This window comes from Xanthomonas sp. 10-10, from assembly GCF_040182365.1.
Lineage (GTDB): Bacteria > Pseudomonadota > Gammaproteobacteria > Xanthomonadales > Xanthomonadaceae > Xanthomonas > Xanthomonas arboricola_F.
In genome coordinates this window covers 489063-511286 of sequence record NZ_CP144460.1, presented here as the reverse complement: position 1 = coordinate 511286, position 22224 = coordinate 489063, and the positions used below count along the sequence as shown (strand labels likewise).

Sequence of the window (22224 nt, the reverse complement as noted above, 5' to 3'; positions counted from 1 at the left end):
GCGACGCCGCGCAACTGACACGGCCGCCGCACCGCAGAGAAGCGCGACGGCACGTTACCCGCCGTGCTGCGGATCAGCCGATCAGCGCATGGCGGGCGTTGCACTGGTGGCGTGCGTGGCCAAAGGCGATACGCATGCCACTGCCGATAAGGATCAACGCGGCGGCAGGCGCAGCATCAGCCGGCGATTGATCTCGTCCAGTTGCGCCATTGAGGTCTCCACCGAGGTCTCCATCGCTTCCTGGGTGGTGATGTGCGCACGCAGATGTGCGGGGTCGGAGAGTTCGCCACGTACCAGAAATACGTTCTCGCCTACTTCGCCGAGGTGGCGGCTGAGCACCACGTAATCCACCTGATCAAAGCCGTGCTGCTTGGCCAGCGGCAGCAAGCGCGCGGCCATGCGTACGCTGGCCTCGTCGGTGGGTTTGTCCAACTCGGCGTCGAGCACGCCCACCGCTTCGCGGATCTGCGCAAACAGATAGTGATCCGGATGCTCGGGATGGTCCGGACCCACCGGGCCCTGGTCGACAACCGGTTCGGCGGTCATCGTGCGCCACCGGCGCAGGTTGGTGCGCGTGGTGCGCGCTCGGTCGAACCGAGCGTGATATGCAGGTGTCGCATCGCATCCTCCCTGGAGCGGCGGCTATAACGAGCCGGCATTTTAGAAGGTCCGCTGCATGTTCGGGTGAGCAAGAGGCATCGCAGGTCGCTTTCGAGGAAGGCGCGCGACACACCCGCACTCTTGCATCGCGATCAGGCCTGTCCCGCCCGCCGCGCCGACACCTCTGCCAGCACGGCCCAGTCGGCGTTGCCGTCGCCGTGCGCGATGGCCTGGTCCAGGCTGGCGCGCAACAGTTCGCCCAACGGCATCGGCACCTGCTTGTCGGCGCCGGCCTGGATGGCCAGGTCCACATCCTTGCGCCCCAGCGTGGCGGTGAAGCCGGCCGGTGTGTACTGGCGCTGCATGATGAGCTTGCCGTAGCCCTGGTACGCAGGTGCGGCGAACAAGGTGGTGGTGAGCATCCCCAGGAACTGGGTGGCGTCCACGCCATGCCCGCGCGCCAGTGCGCTGGCCTCGGCCATGGCGCCGATGGCGCTGGCCAGGCAGAAATTGGCCGCCAGTTTCACCGCGTTGGCCTGCTCCGGGGCATCGCCGATGTGCCAGGTCTTTTGCCCCAGCACATCCAACATCGGCTGCACCCGCGCCAGCGCCGCAGCATCGCCGGCAGCCAGGATGTTGAGCTTGCCGGCCTCGGCCACGTCGACGCGGCCAAGCACCGGCGCGGCGACGTAGGCGATGCCGCGCTCGGCATGCAGTGCGGTCAACTCGTGCGCCAGCGCCACCGAGATGGTGGCCATGTTGACGTGCACGCTGCCGGCCGGCAATGCGTCCAGCACGCCGCCGTCCAGCACGGTCTGACGGACCGCGGCATCGTCGGCGAGCATCGAGAACAACAGCGGGCCGCACGCGGCGCCCACCGGCGCATCCACCACCGTCGCCCCGGCATCGCGCAGGCTGCGCGCGCGTTCTGGCGAACGGTTCCAGACACTTATCTCGAAGCCGCCGCGCAGCAGGTTGTGCGCCATCGGCAGGCCCATCGTGCCCAGTCCCAGAAATCCTATCGGCATGCGTGTGCGTCCTCTTCGGTATGACGTCGGTGGCGTGCGTCAGCTGGCGAACACGCCGCGTGCATCGCGCGGCTCGCAGCGCAGATACTGCGGGGCCGGCGTGACCGATGCACCCAGCGCGGCGGCGGCATGCCACGGCCAGCGCGGGTCGTACAGGATGCCGCGTGCCAGCGCGATTGCATCGGCCTGGCCGTCCTGCAGGATCGCCTCGGCCTGCGCCGGCTCGGTGATCAGGCCCACGCCGATCACCGGCGTGGCGACCTGCGCACGAATCGCCTGCGCAAACGGGATCTGATAGCCGGCCTGCACCGGAATCTGCTGGCGCGGATCCAGTCCGCCGCTGGAGACATGGATGTAATGCGCGCCGCGCGCATCCAGCACCTTGGACAAGGCGATGCTCTGCTCCAGATCCCAGCCGCCCTCCACCCAGTCGGTGGCCGAGATGCGCACGCCGACCGCGATGCGCCCGGACACCGCCGCACGCACCTCATCGAAGATGCGCAACGTCAAGCGCATGCGGTTTTCCAGCGAACCGCCATAGGCATCGTCGCGCTGATTGCTCAGCGGCGACAGGAACTGATGCATCAGATACCCGTGTGCGGCATGCAGCTCGATCAGATCCAGACCCAGACGTTCGGCGCGCGTTGCCGCAGTGACGAACGCGGCAACCACCGTATCGATCCCGGCCTCATCCAGCGCCTGCGGTACGGGCTTGCCCGGCTGGAACGGCTGCGCCGAGGCAGACACGGTCTGCCAGCCATGCGCCTGATCGGGGGCGATGGCCTGCCCGCCCTTCCACGGCACATCGGTCGATGCCTTGCGGCCGGCATGCGCGAGCTGGATGCCCAACGGCATCGGCGACCAGCGCCGCACCGACTGCAGCACCTCATCCAGCGCCCGCTCGGTGGCGTCGTCGTACAAGCCCAGATCGGCGTAGCTGATGCGCCCTTCTGGCAGCACCGCGGCGGCCTCCAGGATCAACAGGCCCGCGCCCGATTGCGACAGCGTGCCCAGATGGATGCGATGCCAATCGCTGGCGCGGCCGTCCTGTGCGGAGTACTGACACATCGGCGCGATCACGATGCGGTTGGCGAGCACGAGCGGGCCGAAGGCGATGGGGGTGAACAACTGGCTCAAGGCAACATCCAGACGCGAGGTGGGGGTGCCCATTGCACTGCGCCGCGCGCCGCCGCACAACCGCTGCGATGGATCACTGCGTCATGCAGAGCGCGCACTGTCGTACCTGGCCGGCACACTCTGCGGCGGGTCAGGCGGCTGCCGCAGAAAGGCCAGCGCCTGCGCGCACGACTGCTCCACCTTCAGGCTGAGCAAGTCGTCGGCGCGGGTACGCCCGAAATTGAGCGCGGCGATCGGCAGGCCGTTGCGCGCGGCAGTCTGCACGAAGCGAAAGCCCGAATACACCATCAACGACGAACCCACCACCAGCACCGCATCGGCGGCCTGCAAGTGCGCGAAGGCACGCTCCACACGCTCGCGCGGCACGTTCTCGCCGAAGAACACCACGTCCGGCTTGAGCACGCCGCCACATGCCGGGCACGGCGGCACCACGAAGGTCTCGAAGGCGACGTCGTCCAGATCCGCATCGCCGTCGGGCGCCTGCGCCGCGTCCAGCGCAGCCCAGCCGGGGTTGTCTCGCTCCAGCAGCAGCTGAAACTCGGTCCGCGGCATGCGCCGCTCGCAGCCCATGCAACGCACCACATCGAGCCGGCCGTGCAGGTCGATCACCGCCTGGCTGCCGGCCGCCTGATGCAGGCGATCGACGTTTTGGGTCAGCAGCAGTTCCAGTTGGCCGCGCGCTTCAAGCGCGGCCAGTGCGTGGTGGGTGGCATTGGGCTGCGCCAGCCCGAAACGCGGCCAGCCGACCAGGCTGCGCGCCCAATAGCGCTGGCGCGTGGACAGCTCGCCCATGAACGCCTGGAACGTCACCGGTTGCGGACGCTTCCAGCCGCCTTGCAGATCGCGGTAATCGGGAATGCCCGAGTCGGTGCTGCAACCGGCGCCGGAGAGCACGAACAGGCGCTGGTGGCGCTCGATGAACGCCTGCAGCGCGTTGTCGGCTTGGGCTAGGACAGCGGTCATCGAACAACTCCAATTGCCATGGGATCACCTTGCAGACACATACGGCGCGCAACGCATTACAAGCTCTACCGGAACGACTGCAGCGCACGCGTGCTCGATGATGCGGTGAACCGTGTGGATTGCAGTGCACTGCGTCAGCGGCACGGCTCAGCATCTAGTACGCGCTGCCGAAGGCGCTGGATGCAGCCGAAATGCCCACGCGTGCTGCCGTCAGCGAGTCCATGACATTGGGGCCGGGATGGTCGATTCCAAGCAACCGCCTGGAGGGTGGCACGCCGTCACAGCAGGGGCCGCCACCCAGGATTGCAGCAGCCGGCAAGAGGGCCTTGCGCTTACCGACACGCCGGTTGTACGAGCGCGGCGCATCATCGCCTGTCATTGCACACGCGCACCCCTCACCACGTAATCCGGCCGCTGCCCATTGCACTCACTGCGCAACGCCAGCCTGCTCCATGAACTGCGCAAGATCCCGATTGAAGCGTGCGCTTTCTTCCAGGAACGGGGCATGGCCTGCCTGCCGATACAGGCGGATCTGCGCACGCGGCTGCAATTGCCGTGCACGCGCCAGCGTCGGCTCGGCAGTCACCAGCGCATCGCGCGCGCCATACACCAGCAACACCGGCAGGCGCGTGCGCTGCAGGCCGGCGAGATCGATCGACATGCCTTGCACGGCACGCTGCATGTCCCAGGAGGCCAGCGATGCGTTGGCCAGCAATGTCTCGAAGACCGGCGCAGACGGTTGGGTGGCGAAGCACAGCCGCAGGAAGTCGTGCACCGCCTGCAGATGCGTGCGCAAGTCGTCGGAGACCAGATCGCGATAGATCGCCGGATGCGAGCCCAGCTGTTCCGCGCGGAATTCGATCACGCCGTCGACATACACCACCCCGCCAAGCCCTTCATCGCCGTAACGTGCGAGGTAGTTCGTGACGACGGCTGCGCCCAGCGACCAACCGACCAGCACCGCGTCTGGCGTCTTTGCCGCTTTCAGCACGGCATCAAGATCGTCGGCCCAGCGCATGCCGTCCCGATAGGCCGACGCTGCAGTCGGCTTGCCGGACAAGCCGTGCCCACGCAGGTCGTAGGTGATCAATCGATAGCCTTGCAGGCGCGCATCGGCCAGCTGCGCGTCCCAATTGATGCGGCTACCGAGCAGGCCGTGCACGAACACGATCGCCGGAGCATCGCTGGCGCCGTGCTCCTGCACGGCCAGGGTGACGCCATCGGGCGCGGTTACGGCGTAACTGCGCGAAGCAGGGGTGACCGCCGCGGCCAGCGTTGAAGAAAACAGCAACAGGCACGCCAGCGCGTAGCGCAGCGGCAGCATGCCGATGACCGGGAAGAAGCGAACAGGCATCGAAGTGAGCTCCAGGCAATGAGAGCGTCCATCCTCCAGCCTGACACCAATGTGAGGGTCAAGCAGTGCTTGCAACGTATGCTTGGCGCATGGCAACGCCTCCCGAACCCTCGCTGCGCATTGGCGCACTGGCTCTGCAGACCAGCGCCAGCGTGCGTTCGATCCGTCACTACGACGCGCGCGGCCTGCTGACGTCCGCGCGCAGCGCCAATGGCTACCGGGTGTTTCCCGCTGCCTGCGTTGCACAGGTGCGGCAGATCCAGCGGCTGATCGCCACTGGCTTCAGCCTGGACGACATTCTCCGGTTTCCCGATTGCATGCGCCTGGTGGAAGGCGCGCAGATGTGCCCGGAAACCGCACCTGCGCATCGCGCGCGTCTGCAGCAGATCGAGCGCCAGCTGGCCGATCTGGAACGGCGGCGTGGGCGCCTGCTGGAAACCCTGGCACAGGGTGCGGCCGATGCGATCGCCGCGCCGCCTTCTGCAGCGCAGACGGCGCGCAGCAAGCGGGCACGCTAGATCGGAAGGGTGAGCGACAGCCATCGCTTCAAGGTTGCTTGCATCGCGCCACCTGCCACCTGCCACCTCGCACAGCGCACACACGGCACAGCAATCGGCCGCTACAGCAGGTTGCTGACCTCGATCAGGTTGCCGTCCGGATCGCGGAAATAGACCGACAACAACGCGCCGGTTGCGCCGGTACGCTGAATCGGCCCCTGCTCGATGGCGACACCGGCAGCGGCGATGTGGTCCTGCGCCTGCTGCAGTGGGGTTGTGGTGATCAGGCACAGGTCTGCCGATCCGGGCGTCGGCAACCGCGCCTTGGGTTCGAACTCGCGCCCGGCGGCGTGCAAGTTGATCTTCTGTTGCCCGAAGGCCAGCGCACGTCGCCCTTCACCAAAACTCACCACCTGCATGCCGAGCACGCGCGCATAAAAATCGCAGGTGGCTTGCACGTCGGCAACGGTGAGCACCAGATGGTCGAGCCGCTCGATCTGCATGTCATTCGCCACGCGCAGGATGCGGCGCAAACCGGCCATACGGGCGTGCATCATCGGCGCGTTGGCGCAACACATGCGCGGCGGCAAGCGCCAGCACCAGCAGGGTCAGGCACATGCCGACCAGCCCGGCCCAACCGCCGTGTTGCCAGAACCAGCCGCCGAGCGCACCGATCACGCTGGAGCCGGCGTAATAGGCCAGCAGATACAGCGAGGCGGCATGACTGCGGTGCGCGCCGCCGAGCCGGCTCACCCAGGCGCTGGCCGCCGAATGCGCGATGAAAAAGCCGATCGTCAGCAACACGATGCCGCCCACCACCAGCGCCAGCGCATGCGCCAGCGTCAATGCCACGCCGAGCACGCACAGCACGATGCCGGCACTGACCACCGGCCCACGGCCGAAGCGATCCGACGCGGCCCCAGCCACCGATGAGCTGACGATGCCGAACACATAGGCGCTGAAGATCATGCCGATCTGGCTCTGGCTCAGGCCAAATTCCGGCCCGCCCAAGCGAAACCCCGCGTAGTTGTAGAGGCTGACGAACACGCCCATCAACAGAAACGGCAACGCAAACAACCACGGCAGGTTGCGATCGCGCAGATGCCCCGCCCAGGCATGCAGATGGAACCGCAGGTTGACCCCGTGCCGGCGCACGAAATGGCGCGACGGCGGCAGCAGCCACACGAATGCGAAGGCACACAGCAGGTCGAATCCGCTCAAGAGCGCCAGTGCGGTGCGCCAATCGGTGTGGTCGGTCAGCACGCTCATCATGATGCGCCCGGTCATGCCGCCGAATGCATTGCCGGCCACGTACAGGCCGGTGGCCGCGCCAAGTTTGTTGGCCGGCAGTTCTTCGCCCAGGTACACCATCGCCACCGCGGGCACGCCGCCCAACGCGATACCGGACAGGGTACGCACCACCACCAGCGCGCCCCAGTGCGGCAGGAACGCCGAGACCAGGTTGAGCACCGCAGCCAGCGCGATGGAGGCGAACATCAAGCCGCGCCGCCCCAGGTTTTCCGAGACTGCACCGGCGCAGAAGATCGCCACTGCCAGCCCGCCGGTGGCCAGCGATAGCGGCAACGAGGCGACCGCCGCATCCACGCCGAAGACCCGCGCGAACTCGGGCAACACCGGCTGCACGCTGTACAGCAGCGAGAAGGTGGCAAAGCCGGCCAGGAACAAGGCCAGCCGGATGCGGCCGGTGGCGGGCGCAGCGATCTCGGGAACGGCGGCAGTGGCCGGCGGGGCGCTGGAGCGAGAGTCGGAAGCAGGCACGGGTATCTGGATGAGACCGGGGACGGGAAGTATTCGCCTGCGACCACCCCCTGTCCAATATATGATGCTGGCAGTTTCCATATGCAGAACAGATACCATGGAGTTGCGTCACCTGCGCTATTTCCTGGCGGTTGCCGAGGAAGGCAATTTCACCCGTGCCGCTGCCCGGGTGGGTATCGGCCAGCCGCCGCTGAGCCAGCAGATCCAGACGCTGGAGCGCGAGCTGGGCACGCCGCTGTTCCGCCGCACCCATAGTGGTGCGGAGCTGACGCCAGCCGGCGAGGCCTTTCTCGGCGAAGTGCGCCGGGTGCTGGCCGATGTGGAGCGCGCCGCCGAAACCGCCCGGCGTGTGGCGCGCGGCGAATCCGGCCGCTTGCGCATGGGCTTCACCGCCTCGGCCGCCTTCAGTCCGGTGGTGCCGCGCCTGATCCGCGATTTCCGCCGGCAATGGCCGCAGGTGGAACTGCTGCTGGAAGAAACCAACACCGCCAGCCTGCTGGTGGGCCTGGCCGATGGCCGCCTGGATGCGGCATTCGTCCGCTACGGCTTGAGCACGCCACCGGACCTGCAGCTGCTGCGCTTTGCCGATGAGCCGATGAAGATCGCGGTGCCGGCGGCGCATCCGCTGGCGGCCCACAACAGCGCGCCGCTGGCGGCGCTGGCGGGCGAGCCGTTCATCCTGTTTCCGCGCAGCTTCGGCTCCAGCCTGTACGACGAAATCCTCGCCGCCTGCCGCGAGTCGGGCGTGACCTTGCGCATCACCCAGGAGGCGCCGCAGATGTCGTCGATCATCAACCTGGTCGCCGCCGAACTGGGCGTGTCGGTGGTGCCCGCCTCCACCGCACAACTGCAGCGTCCCGGGGTGCGCTACCTCGATATCGAAGGGCGCATGCCGCTGGCCCGTCTGGCCCTGGCGGTTGCGCCGGGTGCGCTGGACAGCACTCCGCTGGTGCGACATCTATGGGCGCTGGCGGAACTGATCACTGCCGATGAGGTAAGCCAGTGATCGCCACTGGTGGAGCTGGCATGCGTGATCCCGGCGGTTGGGCAATGACCGTTGCGCGGTGGTGGCGTGCTGGATGCGCCGGTTCTGACTGCATCGCACACATTGCGGGGAGCATGGGTAAGCACCGACAAGCGGCTGCGCAACCGTGGCGAGCACTCGTGAGCTGGGTGTGGATGGCGCACAGGCAGCACGGTTGTCCGAGTGATCCACGCCGCGCCGAGCAGCGGCCGTGCTCGCCCAGCAGTGAGCGCAGCAGTTCTGTTTGCCGCGCCTGGTCGGCCCCTGATCGAAGGACAACGTTACCGGTGCACCGTGTCGTGTCACGCTCTTGCCTGAACGCATCAGTGCACGCTGCACGTGCGAAAAGCCACGCCCCGATCAGGATGGCAGGCGAGATCGATCGATCCAAGGCCATCGCTGTAATTGCAGGTGCACACGCCACCGCAAGATGTCGCTCTGCGAGAACTCATCGCCACGACCGACGACGCGCAGCCCGCCCAGCCTGACACGACGCAGCAGCATCTGCGCCGACTTCCAGTGGCAGCGCTTGACCTCAACTACGATTGAGGTTGTTCAATGCGGGCCTCTTCCATCGATCCGAGTGCCATGTATCTTCGTCATCTCCTGCTGCCCTGCCTGGATCCGGCACTGACCCGGCGTTTTTATCGCGATGTGCTGCAGCTGCCGTTGCACGGCGACACCGTCCACATCGGCTGGACCACGCTGGACTGCGTGCAGGCGCAACATCCGGTCGGCAGTGTGCATCTGGCCTTCAATGTCGCGCCCTCACGCTTCGAGGCCGCAGCGCGATGGATCGGCGCACGCGCCACGCTGCTCGCCGACCCGCAGGGCCGCCAGCGCTTCGCCCTGGACGGGGTGTGGCAATCGCAGTCGGTGTATTTCGCCGGCCCGGATGGTGCGGTGCTGGAGCTGATCGCGCGCGCTGCGCTGCACGATGTGGCGACCGGCAAGGGCGAGTTCCACGGCGAAGAATTGCTGTGCCTGAGCGAAATCGGCTTGCCCAGCAATGATGTCGATGCAGTGACCAGCAGCGTGGCCCATCATTTTGGCGTACAGCCGTTTGCGCCAGCCGTGGAGGGCTTTGCCGCGCTGGGCGACGATCATGGCCTGTTGATCGTGGTGGACCAGCGCCGGCGCTGGTTCCCGCAACAGCGTCAACTGCCGTGGGCCGACGGCTTGCGGGTCTGTGTCGATGCACCGCAACCGGGCCTGCGGCTACGCGATGCGCAGGGCTGGGAACTGCTGGCTGCGTAAGCGACGGCAACGCGCGGGCGTCGTATTTCAACGCGCTATCGAGCCGGATCGGTGCCACTTCCGCCATGCATGCCCTGCCCGCTGCCGGGCTGGTGGACGAGCGCCGCAGGTCCGCTTGCTGCCATCGCGCCATGCACTGCGCCACCGATGCGGCAGCGCCGTGCATGCACGCAACAGCACGCGATGGTATCGATCGCCAGCCCGCTCCCTTCCGCGTTGCGCCAGTTCGCCAATGCGGCAGCCCAGGCCCGAGTGTGTCTTCAGCTGTCCGGTTGAGCGGCCGGCAAACGGAAAAACGCACGTGCCGCAGCGGTGCTGTTGGCGGCGGTCACGGCGACGTCTTCGCCGCGGTCGCGCGCCAGTTCTTCGACGATATGCGACAGAAACATCGGCTCGTTGCGGCGATCCTTGGGCATGGGCTTGAGCGTGCGCGGCAACAGGTAGGGCGCGTCGGTTTCGATCATCAAACGGTTGGCGGGGATATTGCGTACCAGCTCGCGCAGATGCGCGCCGCGGCGTTCGTCGCACAGCCAGCCGGTGATGCCGATGTAGTAATCGCGGTCCAGATAGGCGAACAGCTCTTCGCGCGTGCCGGTGAAGCAATGCACCACGGCCGCACCCAGCTTGCCCTCGAAGCTGCGCATGATGCACAGGAAGTCCTCGTGCGCATCGCGCTGGTGCAGGAACAGCGGCTTGCCATTGTCGGCAGCCAGTTGCAGCTGGCGCTCGAAGGCCTTGTGCTGTGCCGGGCGCGGCGCGAAATCGCGGAAGTAATCCAGCCCGCATTCGCCCACCGCCACCACCTGCGGATGCGCCTGCAAGGTGCGCATTTCGGCCTCGCACTCGGCGGTGAATTCCACGGCGTGATGCGGGTGTACGCCGGCGGTGGCATACAGGAATCCGGGATGTTGTTGCGCCAGTTGCAGGGCCAGCGGCGAATGCTCGCGGCTGGCGCCGGTGATCACCAACTGCGCCACACCCGCCTCGCGTGCGCGTTGCAGCACGGCATCGCGGTCGCGATCGAAGGAATCATGGGTGAGGTTGGCGCCGATATCGATCAACTGCATGGTGCGGGTGTCGCCTGAAAGAGCAGATGCGATTGTACTGGGTGGGCGTTGCCCTCATCCGCCCTGCGGGCACCTTCTCCCGCAGGCGGGAGAAGGGACATCCACAACGGGATCTGGATCGCCACGACAGGTTCTCCATGACGGCATCTGCATGCGGTCAGCGACACCTGCATGCCATCGGCCTGCGCGAACGCCGTGCGTCCCCCCGCGCTGCGGGCGCCTCCTCCCGCAGGCGGGAGAAGGGACATCCACGACGGGATCTGGATCTCCACGACACGTTCTCCATGACGGGATCTGCATGCGGTCCGCGACACCTGCATGCCATCGGCCTGCGCGAACGCCGTGCCTTTCCCCTCTCCCGCCTGCGGGAGAGGGGCAGGGGTGAGGGCCGCTTGCGCAGCACGCTCAGCCAACCACCGGCACCGCCATCGCATCGATCTTCGCCGCCAGCGCCTGGATCGCCAGCTGCGCCGAGCGCGAGAGCTGACGCTGCGGGGCCACGCACAAGGCCAGCGTCATCGGTTTGGTCAGGTGCTGACGGAACGGCACGAACGCCAGTCGCCCGTCGGCCACGTCGGGCGCGGCGTCCAGCCACGACATCAGCCCCACGCCCGCACCGGCGCGCACCAGCCCGCGCAAGGTGCGCACGTCGTTGCAGTGAGTCAGCCGCTTCACGTCGATGTGCTGGCGCTGGTACAGCACCTTGGCATGCTCGCCGACGATCAACGGCGCGGCCGGCAGCAGCAGGCGATGCTCCAGCGTTTCGCTCAGCTGCAGCTCGGTGCGGGTGCTGAGCGGGTGGCCGACCGGCATCGCGATGCCCAGCGGGATGTCGGCAAATGCGCGTACTTCCAGGTCCACACTGCTCACCGGGTCCAGCAGCAGGCCGATGTCCACGTCGGCCGAGGTCACCATTTCCATCACCCGCTGGTTGCGCGCGGTGGACAGGTTGAAGGTGATGCCGGGGTACTCCTGCACCAGCGCGGCCACCGCCGCCGGCACCACGCCCTCGCTGAGCGCGTCGATCATGGCGATCTCCACGTGCCCGCGGCGCAGCCCCTTGAGCTCGTCGAAACGCTCCAGGGTGCGCGCGTAGGCCTTCTCCCAGCCGCGCACATCCACCAGCAACAGCTCGCCGGCGGCGGTCAGCCGCAGCCGGCCGGGCAGGCGCTCGAACAGCTGCGCGCCCAGCTCTTCCTCGGCCTTGAGGATCTGCCGGTCGATCGCCGAGGCCGACACATGCAGCACCTCCGAGGCCTTGCGGATGCTGCCGCAGCGGGCCACTTCGATGAAATAACGGGTGAAGCGGGAAAAGGTCAGCATGTGGCGGAGCCCGGTTGGCGTTGCATTTTTTGCAATGGCTTGGCTGAAAATCGATGTTTGATAACACACCCCCGGCTTCCTAGAGTCAATCCGGCACTGCTCCCGCCTCACGCCAGAGACCGCCCCATGGATGTCGCCGTTCCCGCCCTGCCGCTGCACTGCACCTTCGAAGCCGCCGACTGGCAGCGCCTGGCCCAGCATTGGCACGCGGTGGCACTGAGCAGCGAGGTGAGCGAGGCGCCGTTCAAGGCCACCCTGCTGGACGAGCCGCTGGTGCTGTACCGGCTGGGCAGCGAGCTGGTGGCCGCGCGCGATGTCTGCCCGCACCGCGGCGTGCCGCTGAGCATGGGCACCGCCGATGGCGGCGGCGTGGTCTGCGCCTACCACGGGCTGCGCTTCGGCGCGGGCGGGCGCTGCAATCACATCCCGGCCAGTCCCAATCAGAACATCCCGGCCAAGATGCGCCTGCACACCTATGCGGTGGCCGAGCGCTACGGCTTGATCTGGGTATGCCTGGCCAAGCCGGCCGGGGTGAGCGAAGCCGAGGTGCAGATTCCACCAATGCCCGGCTGGGACGAAGAAGGCTTTCAGCAGATCGTCTGCCCGGCCTTCGACATCGGCGGCAGCGCCGCGCGCCAGCTGGAAGGCTTCATCGATGTGGCGCATTTCGCCTTCGTGCACACCGCCACCTTTGCCCAGCCGGACAAGCGCGAGGTGCCGGCCTACACCACCACCGAGACGCCGACCGGCTTCAATGCCGATTACCTCAGCAGCGTGGCGAACTATTCGGTGGACATGCCGTTGCCGGAGGTGGCGCCGGATTTCCAGTGGTTACGCCATTTCGAGGTGCATCTGCCGTTCACCGCAACGCTCACCATCCACTTCCCGGTGCCTGGCAAGCGCTTGGTGATCATGAATGCGGCCAGCCCGGTGTCCAAGCACAAGACCCGCCTGCTGGTGCCGATCGCGCGCAATTTCGACACCCATCTGCCGGTGGAGGACGTGCACGCCTTCAACCTGCGCGTGTTCGAGGAAGACCGCGCCATGGTCGAGGCGCAGCGCCCCGAATACCTGCCGCTGGACCCGCTGCTGGAGGTGCACATCCCGGCCGATCGCAGTTCGATCGCCTACCGCCGTGGCCTGCGCAGCCAGGGCTACAGCGACTTCTTCCTGCGTTGACCGCCAAGGAGCGCGCCATGAGCCTGCATGAAGTGCGTGTGGCCGCAGTGGCCGAGCAAGGCCACCGCCAGCGTGCGATCCGGCTGGAACCGATCGACAGCGAGTTGCCCGCGTTCGAGGCCGGCGCGCATGTGGACCTGCACCTGCCCGATGGCTTGATCCGCCAGTATTCGATCGCCAGCGCGCCGCATGTGCGCGATCACTATCTGCTGTGCGTCAAATTGGCCGATGCCTCGCGCGGCGGCTCGCGACACCTGTGCGAGCAACTCAGCGCCGGCGATCGCCTGCAGATTTCCAGCCCGCGCAATCTGTTCCCGCTGCATCCGGGCGAGCGGCATGTGCTGCTCGCCGCCGGCATCGGCATCACCCCGCTGCTGTCGATGGCCGAGGCGCTGGAGGTGCGCGGCGAGCCATTCGTGCTGCACTACTACGCGCGCCGGCATGCCGACGTGGCCTTCGTGCAGCGGCTGCAACAAGGCTTCGCCCACGGGCAGGTGCATGTGCATCTGAGCGATGGCGGGCAAAGCCCGCGCGTGCATGTGCCCGACGCGCTTGTCCAGGCAGGCGCGCACGAACAACTGTATCTGTGCGGGCCGGCCGCGTTCATGGACCACTTCACGCAGCTGGCCAGGACGCATGGATGGGCTGACGCGCAGCTGCACCGCGAACACTTCGCTGCCGCCAATGCCGGCCTTGCGCATGACGCCGACAGCGCCTTCGAGGTGGAGCTGGCTGCCAGTGGTCGCGTGGTGCAGGTGCCGGCCGATTGCAGCATCGCCAGCGCCTTGCTCGCTGCCGGTATCGAGGTACCGCTATCGTGCGAGCAAGGCATGTGCGGCGCCTGCCTGACCGGCGTGCTTGCCGGGACCCCGGATCATCGCGACAGCGTGCTCAGCGACAGCGAGCATGCCGCCAACACCCAGATCACGCTGTGCTGCTCGCGCAGCCGTTCGTCACGCCTGGTGCTGGATCTTTGAGCACTGCGCGTGTGTTGCGCCTGCGCAGGCAGGACGACAGCGGGCGCGCAGGTGGCTGATGCCGGTCACGCCGCAGCGCGAAGCAGCCGCCAACGTTGCAGTGGCCTGTTGGATGGGCGTGGGCCGCGCATCGTCTTGCACGATGCGGTTGCTGCATGCACAAGGCAACGCGGGCGCAGCCGCGCCAGGCGCTGGCGATCATGCCACTGCGCTGCACAACAGGCATTGCGCTGGCCACGCATTCCGTGCCCAAGGTCCGTGGCAATTGCCGTTGCGCAGTGCAAGATGTTCGGCCCGCGCGTCTGCGCAGCGACCGCGCGTGCCCCCCTGTGCCAATGAGATGTCTGCCGATGGTCGTGTGTGTGATCGCCCTCCCCCACCGTTGCCGGAGCGTCCGATGAGGCGCTGGCCCGGATTTGCGCTGGCTGCCAATGGCAGCAGCGTGCGCACGGAGGTCCTGGCCGGCGCCACCACCTTCCTGACGATGGCCTACATCGTCTTCGTCAACCCCGACATTCTGGCCACCACCGGCATGGAGCACGGCGCGGTGTTCGTGGCGACCTGCCTGGCTGCCGCGCTCGGCTCGCTGCTGATGGGCGTACTGGCCAACTACCCCATCGGCATGGCGCCGGGCATGGGTTTGAATGCATTTTTCGCGTTCTCCGTGGTGGGCACGCTTGGCTACAGCTGGCAGCAGACGCTGGGGCTGGTGTTCGTATCCGGCTGCGTGTTCCTGCTGCTCAGCGTCACCGGCGCGCGGCGCTGGCTGGTGGACGGCATCCCGGCCCCGTTGCGCAGCGCGATTGCGGCGGGCATCGGCCTGTTCCTGGCGTTGATCGGCTTGCAGAAGGCCGGCCTGGTGGTGGCGCATCCGCAGACGCTGGTGACCCTGGGCGACCTGCATCGGCCCGAGCCCTTGCTTGCGCTGGCGGGGCTGCTGCTGATCGGCGTGCTGGAGGTGCGCCGCGTGCGCGGAGCGATGTTGCTTGGCATCCTGGCGGTCACCGTCGCGGCACTGGCGCTGGGTCTGGTGCACTACCAGGGCGTGCTGTCGCTGCCGCCAAGCCTGGCGCCGACGCTGCTGCAGCTGGACATTGCCGGCGCCTTGCAAGGCCATGGCAGCGGTGGCGCATTGACCGCCGTGCTGCACGTGGTGCTGGTGTTCGTGCTGGTGGAAATGTTCGATGCCACCGGCACCTTGATGGGCGTGGCCCAGCGCGCCGGCCTGTTGCACACGCAGGCGCACCGTCGCCGGTTCGACCGCGCCCTGCTCGCCGACAGCACCGCCATCCTGGCCGGCTCGCTGCTCGGCACCTCCAGCACCACCGCGTACGTGGAGAGCGCTGCCGGTGTACAGGTGGGTGGGCGTACCGGGCTCACCGCACTGGTGGTGGCAGCGCTGTTTCTGCTGGCACTGCTGTTCTCGCCAGTAGCGGCGATGGTGCCGGCGTATGCCACCGCTCCGGCGCTGATCTACCTGGCATCGGTGATGCTGCGCGAGTGCACGCAGATCCAGTGGGACGACGTCGGCGACGCGTTACCGGCCGCGATCTGCATGCTGGCCATGCCGCTCACCTACTCCATCGCTACCGGCCTGGCCTTCGGCTTCATCACCTATGCGGCACTGAAGCTGGGCAGCGGCCGCTGGCGCGCCGTGCATCCGGCCACCTGGGCGATTGCCGGCCTGTTCGTGCTGCGCTATGCGCTGGAGTGAGCGAGGCGCCGCGGGAGTTTTCTGCTCCTCCCACTGGCCACCCAACGCGCCGCGCGGCAAGCTGCATCGCAACCGGCGGCGGCGCAACGCCGCCGTCTCACTCTCAGAGCTCACCGCATGCCACATCGTTATCGCTGTCTGATCCTCGGCTTGTGCACCTTGTTGCCCGGCATGACGCTCGCACGCCCGGTGCAGGTGCCTGCGCAACAACGCGAGCAGCAGGTGGCGCAGCTGTTTCGGGACGCGGCCGCGCAACCTGCGCAATTGCGCGCATGGCTGCAGGCCATGCCCAAGGGCGGCGACCTACACAACCACCTCTCCGGTTCGGTGTATGCCGAGAACTATCTGCACTGGGCCAGCGAAGACGGCGCCTGCGTGCAGCTGGACGACCTGAGCCTGCGCGCCGCGCCGTGCGGCAAGGGCCAGGAGCCCGCCCGCAACCTGGCTGCGCGCAATGCAGACTTGTACGGCCGGGTGGTCGATGCGTTGTCGATGCGCAAGTTCCTGCCCAGTACGACCCAACCCACCGGGCATGATCAGTTCTTCAGCACCTTCGGCAAGTTCGACGCGGTAGTGCGTGTACGTGTGGCAGACACCGTGGCCGCAGTGCTCGATCAGGCCGCACGCGACCGCGTGCCGTATGTGGAGATCATCGCCAACCCGCCGCAGATGGCGCAGGCCGCACAGCGCATGCAGTCGCTGCCGTGGAATGGCGATGACGATGCCGCCAACCTGCGCGCCCTGCAGGACGCCCTGCCGCCGCTGGTGCAGGCCGCGCAACGCGAGCTGGCTGCCACCGACACGCAGGTGCGCCGCGTCCTGCGCTGCGACCAGGCCGATGCGCGCCCCGGCTGCCGGGTGAGCTACCGCTACGTGCCGTATGTGCTGCGCGTCCTGCCGCAACCGATGGTGTTCGGGCAGATGGCGCTGGCGCATGCGCTGATCGCTGCCGGCGGCAGCCGCGCAGTGGCGGTGAACATCGTCGCGCCCGAGGACAACCCGGTGGCATTGGCCGATTACACCCGGCACATGGCCATGTTCCGCTTCTTCGCCACGCACTATCCGGGGGTGCCGCTGTCCCTGCATGCCGGCGAGCTGACGCTGGGGCTGGTGCCGCCGGCGCAGCTGCGCTCGCATATCCGCCAGGCCGTGGACGCCGGGGCGCGGCGCATCGGACATGGGGTGGACCTGCCCTATGAAGACGATGCCAATGGGCTGCTGCAACAGATGCACGGCAAACAGGTCGCGGTGGAGGTCAACCTCACCAGCAACGATGTGATTCTGGGCGTCAAGGGCGCCGCGCATCCGCTGGCGATGTATCTGCGCGCCGGTGTGCCGGTGGTGCTTTCCACCGATGATGCCGGCGTCTCGCGTGCGGACATGACGTACGAGTATCAGCGCGCGATGCAGGAGCAAGCCATCGACTACTCGACCCTCAAGCAGCTGGCACGCAATGGCCTGACCTACAGCTTTCTGCCCGGCGCCAGCCTGTGGACCGCCGAGGGCGCCACCGTGCCGGACTGTGCGGCAGCGCTGCAGCACGACACCGACGACGCGGCCTGCAGCCAATTCCGCAAGGCCAGCGAAAAGGCACGTCTGCAATGGCAGCTGGAAACCGATCTTGCGCAGTACGAGCGCACGCTGCTGGCGCAACGTAACTAAGGCCGACACCATCCCCATCAAACGCACGACGCAGGCATGCTGCTGTGATGCGACGCCCGCCCCATCGTCGCCGCACTGCGGTGCTTCCCACGACCACAGCGCAGTGTCTCACCGGCATGCCGCCAGTACTCCGGACATTCCCCACTTATCGGGCACGCATTGCGCCCAATGCTTCCCCCATCGGATGGGTCGGCAGGCCCGAACCGGACGCACTGAGACAAAACCGCCGCACTTTCCCGCCGCGGCGTGCTTTGATCGTGCGTCCGCAGCGTCGCCTGGCCCCACAGCCGCAGGCGCCGCGGTCAAGCACCGCACCGCATACCCGCCGCTTCCCCAGCAACCCAAGGTGACCCATGCAACTCCCAGCGCAGTGGCAGGCCGGCATCGATCGCAATAGCGAGGTCCTACGCGGCCACGCGCAATTACTCGCCAACTTCGTCGCTCCACGTCCCGCATCGCCGGACGCAGCCACCACGCGCGGCCAGATCGCAGCGATCGTCAGCACCACCCGCAGCCAGCCCACGCTGGCCGCACGTCATGCCACCCAGACGCTGACGCGCATCAACCAGGCCAACGACCGGTTGTGCGCGATCACCCGCCTGCTACCCGCACGCACCGCTGCCGATGCGGCGCGGGTGCAGGCCGCACTGGCCGGTGGCAGCGATGGCGGTGGGTTGGCCGGGGTGCCGTTCGTGGTCAAGGACCTGTTCGACGTCGCCGGCCAGGTCACCACCGCCGGTGCGGTGATCCGCGCGCAGTGCGCCCCTGCCGTCCGCGATGCGGCGGTGGTGCAGCGCCTGTGCGATGCCGGTGCGGTGCTGGTGGGCACCGCCAACATGGACGAATTCGCCTACGGCTTTGCCACCGTCAACGCGCATTACGGCACCACCGCCAACCCGCACGATCACCGGCATCTGGCCGGCGGCTCGTCGGGTGGCTCGGCAGCGGCGGTCGCGGCTGGGCTGGTGCCGTTTGCGCTGGGCTCGGACACCAACGGTTCCATCCGCGTGCCGGCCGCGTTGTGCGGCGTGTACGGCCTGCGCCCAACCCACGGTGCGTTGCCGCTGGAGGGGGTCTTTCCGTTCGTCGATGCGCTGGATGTGGTCGGCCCGTTCGCCACCTCCGTGGCCGATCTGCGCCGCGTCTACGAGGTCATGCATGGCCATGCGCTGCGTCATTGCAACGTCGCCAACCTGCGTATCGCCCGACTCGGCGGCTGGTTTCAGCGCAATCTCGATTTCGAGCTGGATGCTGGCATCGGCGCCTTGCTGACCGCCTGCAACAGCACCACGCACATCCAATTGCCGGAAGCAGAACGCGCCCGCGCCGCGGCCTTCGTGCTCACTGCGGCCGAAGGCGGCCATCGCCATCGCACAGCGCTGGGTACGCACGGCGATCAATTCGACCCGGCCACGCGCGACCGCCTGTTCGCCGGCCTGCAGCTGCCGGCCAGCGCGGTGGCCGATGTACAGCGCTTCGCGCAGTGGTTTCGCGCAGCCATGCAACAGCTATGGGACGACGTGGACGTGCTGATCGCCCCCGCCGTGCCCTGCGTTGCGCCACGGATCGATCAGGACACCATCTTGATCGATGGCCTGCCCGTGTCTGCGCGCGCCAATCTCGGCATCTTCACCCAACCGCTCGGCCTGGCCGGCTGCCCGGTGCTGGCCGCACCGTTGCCGCGTCCGGGGCGGCTGCCGCTGGGCGTGCAGTTGATCGCCGCACCCGGCCGCGAAGACCGCCTGTTCGCACTCGCCGCGCAACTCGAGCGCGACGGCCTGCTCGCCTTCAACGCGCCACCGGAGACACCTTGATGCTGCATACCCTGCGCGCGCGCCGCGGCATGGTCGTCGCCCCGCACCATCTGGCCGCGCAGGCCGGTCGCGACATCCTGCGTGCCGGCGGCAACGCCATCGAAGCGGCTGTCGCCACCGCCGCCTGCCTGGCCGTGGTGTATCCGCACATGACCGGCATCGGCGGCGATGGCTTCTGGCTGATCCATGAGCCCGATGGCCGCGTGCACGCCATCGATGCCTGCGGCCGCGCCGCGCAGGCCGCCACGCTGGACTTCTATCGCGGTCACACGCAGATCCCCTGGCGCGGCCCTGGCGCAGCCAACACCGTGGCCGGCACCGTCTCCGGCTGGGCGCTGGCGCTGCAGCACGGCGGTGGCGCACTTCCCTTGCCGCAGTTGCTGCAAGAGGCCATCCATCACGCCGACACAGGCGTCCCCGTCACCCTGGGCGGTGCGCAGGTTGCCGCCAGCAAGGGCGATGCACTGCGCTGCCTGCCCGGTGCGTATGCGCGCATCTTCGAGCCGCGTGGCGCGCCCCTGCACGAAGGCGCGGTGCTGCAGCAGCCGCAGCTCGCGCGCACCCTGCAGCGGCTGGCAAGCGATGGGCTGGACGGTTTCTATCGCGGCGCGCTGGCGGCCGACATCGCCGCCGATCTGCAGGCGCTCGGCAGCCCGCTGCACGCCGACGACCTGGCCACGCATACCGCCGAGGCCAGCGTTCCGCTATCGGTGGCCGTTACGGGGGCGCGCTTGTACAACCATGCACCGCCTACGCAAGGCCTGGCCTCGCTGCTGATCCTGGCCTTGTTCGAACGCCTGCATGCCGGCCAGCCCGACAGCTACACGCATCTGCATGGATTGATCGAAGCCACCAAACAGGCCTTCCTGATCCGCGATGCGCACATCGGCGACCCGGCCTGGATGTCGCTCGATGCACAGGCGCTGCTGGACGACAGCGCCGCGCTCGATGCGCTGGCCGCTCGCATCGACATGACCACCGCGTTGCCCTGGCCGCAGCCATCGCAGGCCGGCGACACCGTCTGGTTCGGCGCCATCGACGCGCATGGCCGCGCGGTCAGCTGCATCCAGTCCACCTACTTCGAATTCGGCTCCGGCCTGGTCCTGCCACGCACCGGCATCACCTGGCAGAACCGCGGTTGCAGCTTCCGTCTCGCCCCCGACGGCTGGAACGCCCTGGCCCCGGGACGCAAACCGTTCCACACCCTCAACCCCGCCTTGGCCACCTTCGACGACGGCCGCGTCATGGCCTACGGCACCATGGGCGGCGAAGGCCAACCGCAGACCCAGGCAGCGCTGTTCTCGCGTTACGCCCGTTACGGCATGCCGCTGCAGCAGGCCATCACCGCACCGCGCTGGCTGCTCGGCCGCACCTGGGGCGAAGACAGCACCACGTTGAAGCTGGAAGACCGCTTCGACCCGGCCGTGGTGCAGGCACTACGCGATGCCGGACATGCAGTGGAGCTTTGTCCTGCATATACCTCGGTGATGGGACATGCTGGCGCGTTGGTCCGCGAGGTCGACGGCGTGATCAGCGGAGCAAGCGATCCGCGATCGGATGGGGCGGTGGCTGGATGGTGATGGCTTCACACATTTAACAGCTTTTCCCGAAGCAACTTCATGATAGCGTCATACCTAGTTGGCCAAGGAAGCGCTCAACCTGAACCAAATTTACGATGAAACCGTCTTTGAAGATTCTTAGCGCTGCATGGCATTTCTTTGCGGTGCTTCGCATCACCTTCTTTCTCACACTGACGCTTGGGGCTGCCCTGCTTATAGCAGGCAGGGACCATGGAATTTTTGTTGTAATGCTTTCTTTCATCCTCGGCTATGCCTCTACCTTCTATCGTTGTCGCAACTGCCACAAGCATGTTGCTCATATCGATATATTCTGGATCGCATTCGCCCATCCGTTTGCCACTCGTTGCATCCATTGCAGCCACCCAATCCGCAAGCCTCGTGACGAGTAAGTTCGCTCGATCTTTCGCTCTGCGGGGTCGACTCAACTTGGACGTGAGGGTCGACATGCAAGATCTTTTGCCCGGCCTGTGGCGCCAGCAGTGGTGCGCGGGATGATGCAGTGGTGCCGCAGCACACGCTAGCGCCGAGGATCAAGACTCCAGCCAGGGCGGGCCAACAAGGGAAACATGTCATAGACTCTGGACATGCTCTCCAAGGCGACGATAGCGGACCCAACCGCGGTACTCACTCACTGGACAGGACGCACTTGCTTTCTTGGGCATGCGGGGCGATGCGCAGGCACGTCGTCACGCTTATTTCGACATACGCGTTAGACCTTCCACCAAGGAGAGCCACATGACAGAGCAAGACGACAATCAACCGAGCCTGGAAGACGTCAAACTGGCGTTCGACGGCCAGAGCGTGGATTGGTATCTGCAGAAGCTGGTCGCCAGCGTCAATACCTCGAACGTGCAGTTCGGCATCACGCTGTTTGTCGAAGGCATCATCGTGTCCGGCCAGCTTGTCAGCGGGAAGCAGTACTTCGAGGCATTTGCACAGGAATTCTCTGCTGCCTATCCCGGCGATGCGGAGGAAAAAGAGGATATCCGTCGCGCGTTTGCCAGCCACGCCAGCATCTACGACACCGAGGACGATGCGCAGCAAAGCAGCAAGCCGCCGCAGTTCATTCACCTGATCGAATCGCGTTGCTTCTCACCCGGTGGACAGCCGCTGCCCAGCAACCGTGGTGTGCTCTGGCGCGGCAAGGTGAATGCCGTGTCCGGCTTTACGCTGGGATCGCTGTCGGCAGATTAAGCCCGGCACGCTCCCCGCGCTGGTGTGAGGTGCTCGCCACCTCACATCGCACCGTTGTACAGATCGCCACGCATG

20 protein-coding genes are annotated in these 22224 nt (G+C 67.1%); 10 read left to right on the top strand and 10 right to left on the bottom strand.

Features of this window, described 5'->3' with window-relative positions:
- Positions 1–153 precede the first annotated feature (153 nt).
- The 5 genes from VZ068_RS02115 to VZ068_RS02095 form a co-directional block, all read right to left on the bottom strand.
- A complete protein-coding gene (locus VZ068_RS02115; RefSeq protein WP_259159379.1) occupies positions 154–546 on the bottom strand; it encodes an XVIPCD domain-containing protein in 393 nt (130 codons plus the stop codon).
- 206 nt (positions 547–752) lie between these two features.
- Positions 753–1628, bottom strand: coding sequence for an NAD(P)-dependent oxidoreductase (locus tag VZ068_RS02110; RefSeq protein ID WP_259159381.1), 876 nt, complete (start codon positions 1626–1628; stop codon positions 753–755).
- Between the two features lie 39 nt (positions 1629–1667).
- Positions 1668–2798: an NADH:flavin oxidoreductase/NADH oxidase gene (locus VZ068_RS02105; protein ID WP_349656751.1), complete on the bottom strand. Its 1131-nt coding sequence runs from the start codon at positions 2796–2798 to the stop codon at positions 1668–1670.
- A 48-nt stretch (positions 2799–2846) separates the two neighbouring features.
- Positions 2847–3728: an NAD-dependent protein deacetylase gene (locus tag VZ068_RS02100; protein ID WP_349656750.1), complete on the bottom strand. Its 882-nt coding sequence runs from the start codon at positions 3726–3728 to the stop codon at positions 2847–2849.
- A 427-nt stretch (positions 3729–4155) separates the two neighbouring features.
- Positions 4156–5082: an alpha/beta hydrolase gene (locus tag VZ068_RS02095; protein WP_349656749.1), complete on the bottom strand. Its 927-nt coding sequence runs from the start codon at positions 5080–5082 to the stop codon at positions 4156–4158.
- An 89-nt stretch (positions 5083–5171) separates the two neighbouring features.
- Between VZ068_RS02095 and VZ068_RS02090 the strand changes: the two genes are divergently transcribed.
- Positions 5172–5600, top strand: coding sequence for a MerR family transcriptional regulator (locus tag VZ068_RS02090; RefSeq protein ID WP_349656748.1), 429 nt, complete (start codon positions 5172–5174; stop codon positions 5598–5600).
- A gap of 101 nt (positions 5601–5701) precedes the next feature.
- Here VZ068_RS02090 and VZ068_RS02085 read toward each other — a convergent pair whose 3' ends face one another.
- Positions 5702–6082 (bottom strand): VOC family protein, encoded by a 381-nt coding sequence (locus VZ068_RS02085; RefSeq protein ID WP_259159685.1) that lies wholly within the window; start codon positions 6080–6082, stop codon positions 5702–5704.
- Position 6083: 1 nt separating this feature from the next.
- Positions 6084–7358, bottom strand: a complete 1275-nt coding sequence (locus tag VZ068_RS02080) for an MFS transporter (protein ID WP_349656747.1) — start codon at positions 7356–7358, stop codon at positions 6084–6086.
- A gap of 97 nt (positions 7359–7455) precedes the next feature.
- Here VZ068_RS02080 and VZ068_RS02075 point away from each other — a divergent pair, with 97 nt between their 5' ends.
- Together VZ068_RS02075 and VZ068_RS02070 are read left to right on the top strand one after the other, a co-directional pair.
- Positions 7456–8364 carry a LysR family transcriptional regulator gene (locus VZ068_RS02075; RefSeq protein ID WP_349656746.1) on the top strand — a complete coding sequence of 303 codons (909 nt, stop codon included), beginning with the start codon at positions 7456–7458 and terminating at the stop codon, positions 8362–8364.
- A 606-nt stretch (positions 8365–8970) separates the two neighbouring features.
- On the top strand, positions 8971–9639 hold the full coding sequence (locus tag VZ068_RS02070) for a hypothetical protein (protein WP_349656745.1): 669 nt from the start codon (positions 8971–8973) through the stop codon (positions 9637–9639).
- A 260-nt stretch (positions 9640–9899) separates the two neighbouring features.
- On the opposite strand, the gene VZ068_RS02065 is transcribed toward VZ068_RS02070, so the two are convergent.
- Positions 9900–10706, bottom strand: coding sequence for a TatD family hydrolase (locus VZ068_RS02065; RefSeq protein WP_349656744.1), 807 nt, complete (start codon positions 10704–10706; stop codon positions 9900–9902).
- A gap of 405 nt (positions 10707–11111) precedes the next feature.
- Positions 11112–12029 carry a LysR family transcriptional regulator gene (locus tag VZ068_RS02060; protein ID WP_046962928.1) on the bottom strand — a complete coding sequence of 306 codons (918 nt, stop codon included), beginning with the start codon at positions 12027–12029 and terminating at the stop codon, positions 11112–11114.
- Between the two features lie 126 nt (positions 12030–12155).
- Between VZ068_RS02060 and VZ068_RS02055 the strand changes: the two genes are divergently transcribed.
- The 6 genes from VZ068_RS02055 (at position 12156) to VZ068_RS02030 (ending at position 20955) form a co-directional block, all read left to right on the top strand.
- On the top strand, positions 12156–13208 hold the full coding sequence (locus VZ068_RS02055) for an aromatic ring-hydroxylating dioxygenase subunit alpha (protein WP_349656743.1): 1053 nt from the start codon (positions 12156–12158) through the stop codon (positions 13206–13208).
- A gap of 17 nt (positions 13209–13225) precedes the next feature.
- Positions 13226–14185, top strand: a complete 960-nt coding sequence (locus tag VZ068_RS02050; RefSeq protein WP_349656742.1) for a PDR/VanB family oxidoreductase — start codon at positions 13226–13228, stop codon at positions 14183–14185.
- Between the two features lie 397 nt (positions 14186–14582).
- Positions 14583–15899 carry an NCS2 family permease gene (locus VZ068_RS02045; RefSeq protein ID WP_349656741.1) on the top strand — a complete coding sequence of 439 codons (1317 nt, stop codon included), beginning with the start codon at positions 14583–14585 and terminating at the stop codon, positions 15897–15899.
- A gap of 117 nt (positions 15900–16016) precedes the next feature.
- On the top strand, positions 16017–17561 hold the full coding sequence (locus tag VZ068_RS02040) for an adenosine deaminase (protein WP_349656740.1): 1545 nt from the start codon (positions 16017–16019) through the stop codon (positions 17559–17561).
- A 353-nt stretch (positions 17562–17914) separates the two neighbouring features.
- Positions 17915–19375 (top strand): AtzE family amidohydrolase, encoded by a 1461-nt coding sequence (locus tag VZ068_RS02035; RefSeq protein ID WP_349656739.1) that lies wholly within the window; start codon positions 17915–17917, stop codon positions 19373–19375.
- Positions 19375–20955 (top strand): gamma-glutamyltransferase, encoded by a 1581-nt coding sequence (locus VZ068_RS02030; RefSeq protein WP_349656738.1) that lies wholly within the window; start codon positions 19375–19377, stop codon positions 20953–20955. Before VZ068_RS02035 ends, VZ068_RS02030 begins: the two co-directional genes overlap by 1 nt.
- 74 nt (positions 20956–21029) lie before the next feature.
- Here the strand turns inward: VZ068_RS02030 and VZ068_RS02025 are convergent, their stop codons facing one another.
- On the bottom strand, positions 21030–21401 hold the full coding sequence (locus VZ068_RS02025; protein WP_349656737.1) for a hypothetical protein: 372 nt from the start codon (positions 21399–21401) through the stop codon (positions 21030–21032).
- 289 nt (positions 21402–21690) lie between these two features.
- On the opposite strand from VZ068_RS02025, the gene gvpU reads away from it, so the two are divergent.
- A complete protein-coding gene (gvpU, locus tag VZ068_RS02020) occupies positions 21691–22149 on the top strand; it encodes a gas vesicle accessory protein GvpU (RefSeq protein ID WP_349656736.1) in 459 nt (152 codons plus the stop codon).
- Positions 22150–22224 lie beyond the last annotated feature (75 nt).

Bases quoted from the DNA above. Each gene is read 5' to 3' on its own strand.
- gvpU (WP_349656736.1), top strand. From the start codon at position 21,691: ATGACAGAGCAAGACGACAATCAACCGAGCCTGGAAGACGTCAAACTG.
- VZ068_RS02035 (WP_349656739.1), top strand. From the start codon at position 17,915: ATGCAACTCCCAGCGCAGTGGCAGGCCGGCATCGATCGCAATAGCGAG.
- VZ068_RS02100 (WP_349656750.1), bottom strand. From the start codon at position 3,728: ATGACCGCTGTCCTAGCCCAAGCCGACAACGCGCTGCAGGCGTTCATC.
- VZ068_RS02095 (WP_349656749.1), bottom strand. From the start codon at position 5,082: ATGCCTGTTCGCTTCTTCCCGGTCATCGGCATGCTGCCGCTGCGCTAC.
- VZ068_RS02045 (WP_349656741.1), top strand. From the start codon at position 14,583: ATGAGGCGCTGGCCCGGATTTGCGCTGGCTGCCAATGGCAGCAGCGTG.
- VZ068_RS02065 (WP_349656744.1), bottom strand. From the start codon at position 10,706: ATGCAGTTGATCGATATCGGCGCCAACCTCACCCATGATTCCTTCGAT.
- VZ068_RS02050 (WP_349656742.1), top strand. From the start codon at position 13,226: ATGAGCCTGCATGAAGTGCGTGTGGCCGCAGTGGCCGAGCAAGGCCAC.
- VZ068_RS02030 (WP_349656738.1), top strand. From the start codon at position 19,375: ATGCTGCATACCCTGCGCGCGCGCCGCGGCATGGTCGTCGCCCCGCAC.
- VZ068_RS02040 (WP_349656740.1), top strand. From the start codon at position 16,017: ATGCCACATCGTTATCGCTGTCTGATCCTCGGCTTGTGCACCTTGTTG.
- VZ068_RS02025 (WP_349656737.1), bottom strand. From the start codon at position 21,401: ATGTCGACCCTCACGTCCAAGTTGAGTCGACCCCGCAGAGCGAAAGAT.
- VZ068_RS02105 (WP_349656751.1), bottom strand. From the start codon at position 2,798: ATGGGCACCCCCACCTCGCGTCTGGATGTTGCCTTGAGCCAGTTGTTC.
- VZ068_RS02090 (WP_349656748.1), top strand. From the start codon at position 5,172: ATGGCAACGCCTCCCGAACCCTCGCTGCGCATTGGCGCACTGGCTCTG.
- VZ068_RS02075 (WP_349656746.1), top strand. From the start codon at position 7,456: ATGGAGTTGCGTCACCTGCGCTATTTCCTGGCGGTTGCCGAGGAAGGC.
- VZ068_RS02085 (WP_259159685.1), bottom strand. From the start codon at position 6,082: ATGCAGATCGAGCGGCTCGACCATCTGGTGCTCACCGTTGCCGACGTG.
- VZ068_RS02055 (WP_349656743.1), top strand. From the start codon at position 12,156: ATGGATGTCGCCGTTCCCGCCCTGCCGCTGCACTGCACCTTCGAAGCC.
- VZ068_RS02070 (WP_349656745.1), top strand. From the start codon at position 8,971: ATGTATCTTCGTCATCTCCTGCTGCCCTGCCTGGATCCGGCACTGACC.
- VZ068_RS02060 (WP_046962928.1), bottom strand. From the start codon at position 12,029: ATGCTGACCTTTTCCCGCTTCACCCGTTATTTCATCGAAGTGGCCCGC.
- VZ068_RS02115 (WP_259159379.1), bottom strand. From the start codon at position 546: ATGACCGCCGAACCGGTTGTCGACCAGGGCCCGGTGGGTCCGGACCAT.
- VZ068_RS02110 (WP_259159381.1), bottom strand. From the start codon at position 1,628: ATGCCGATAGGATTTCTGGGACTGGGCACGATGGGCCTGCCGATGGCG.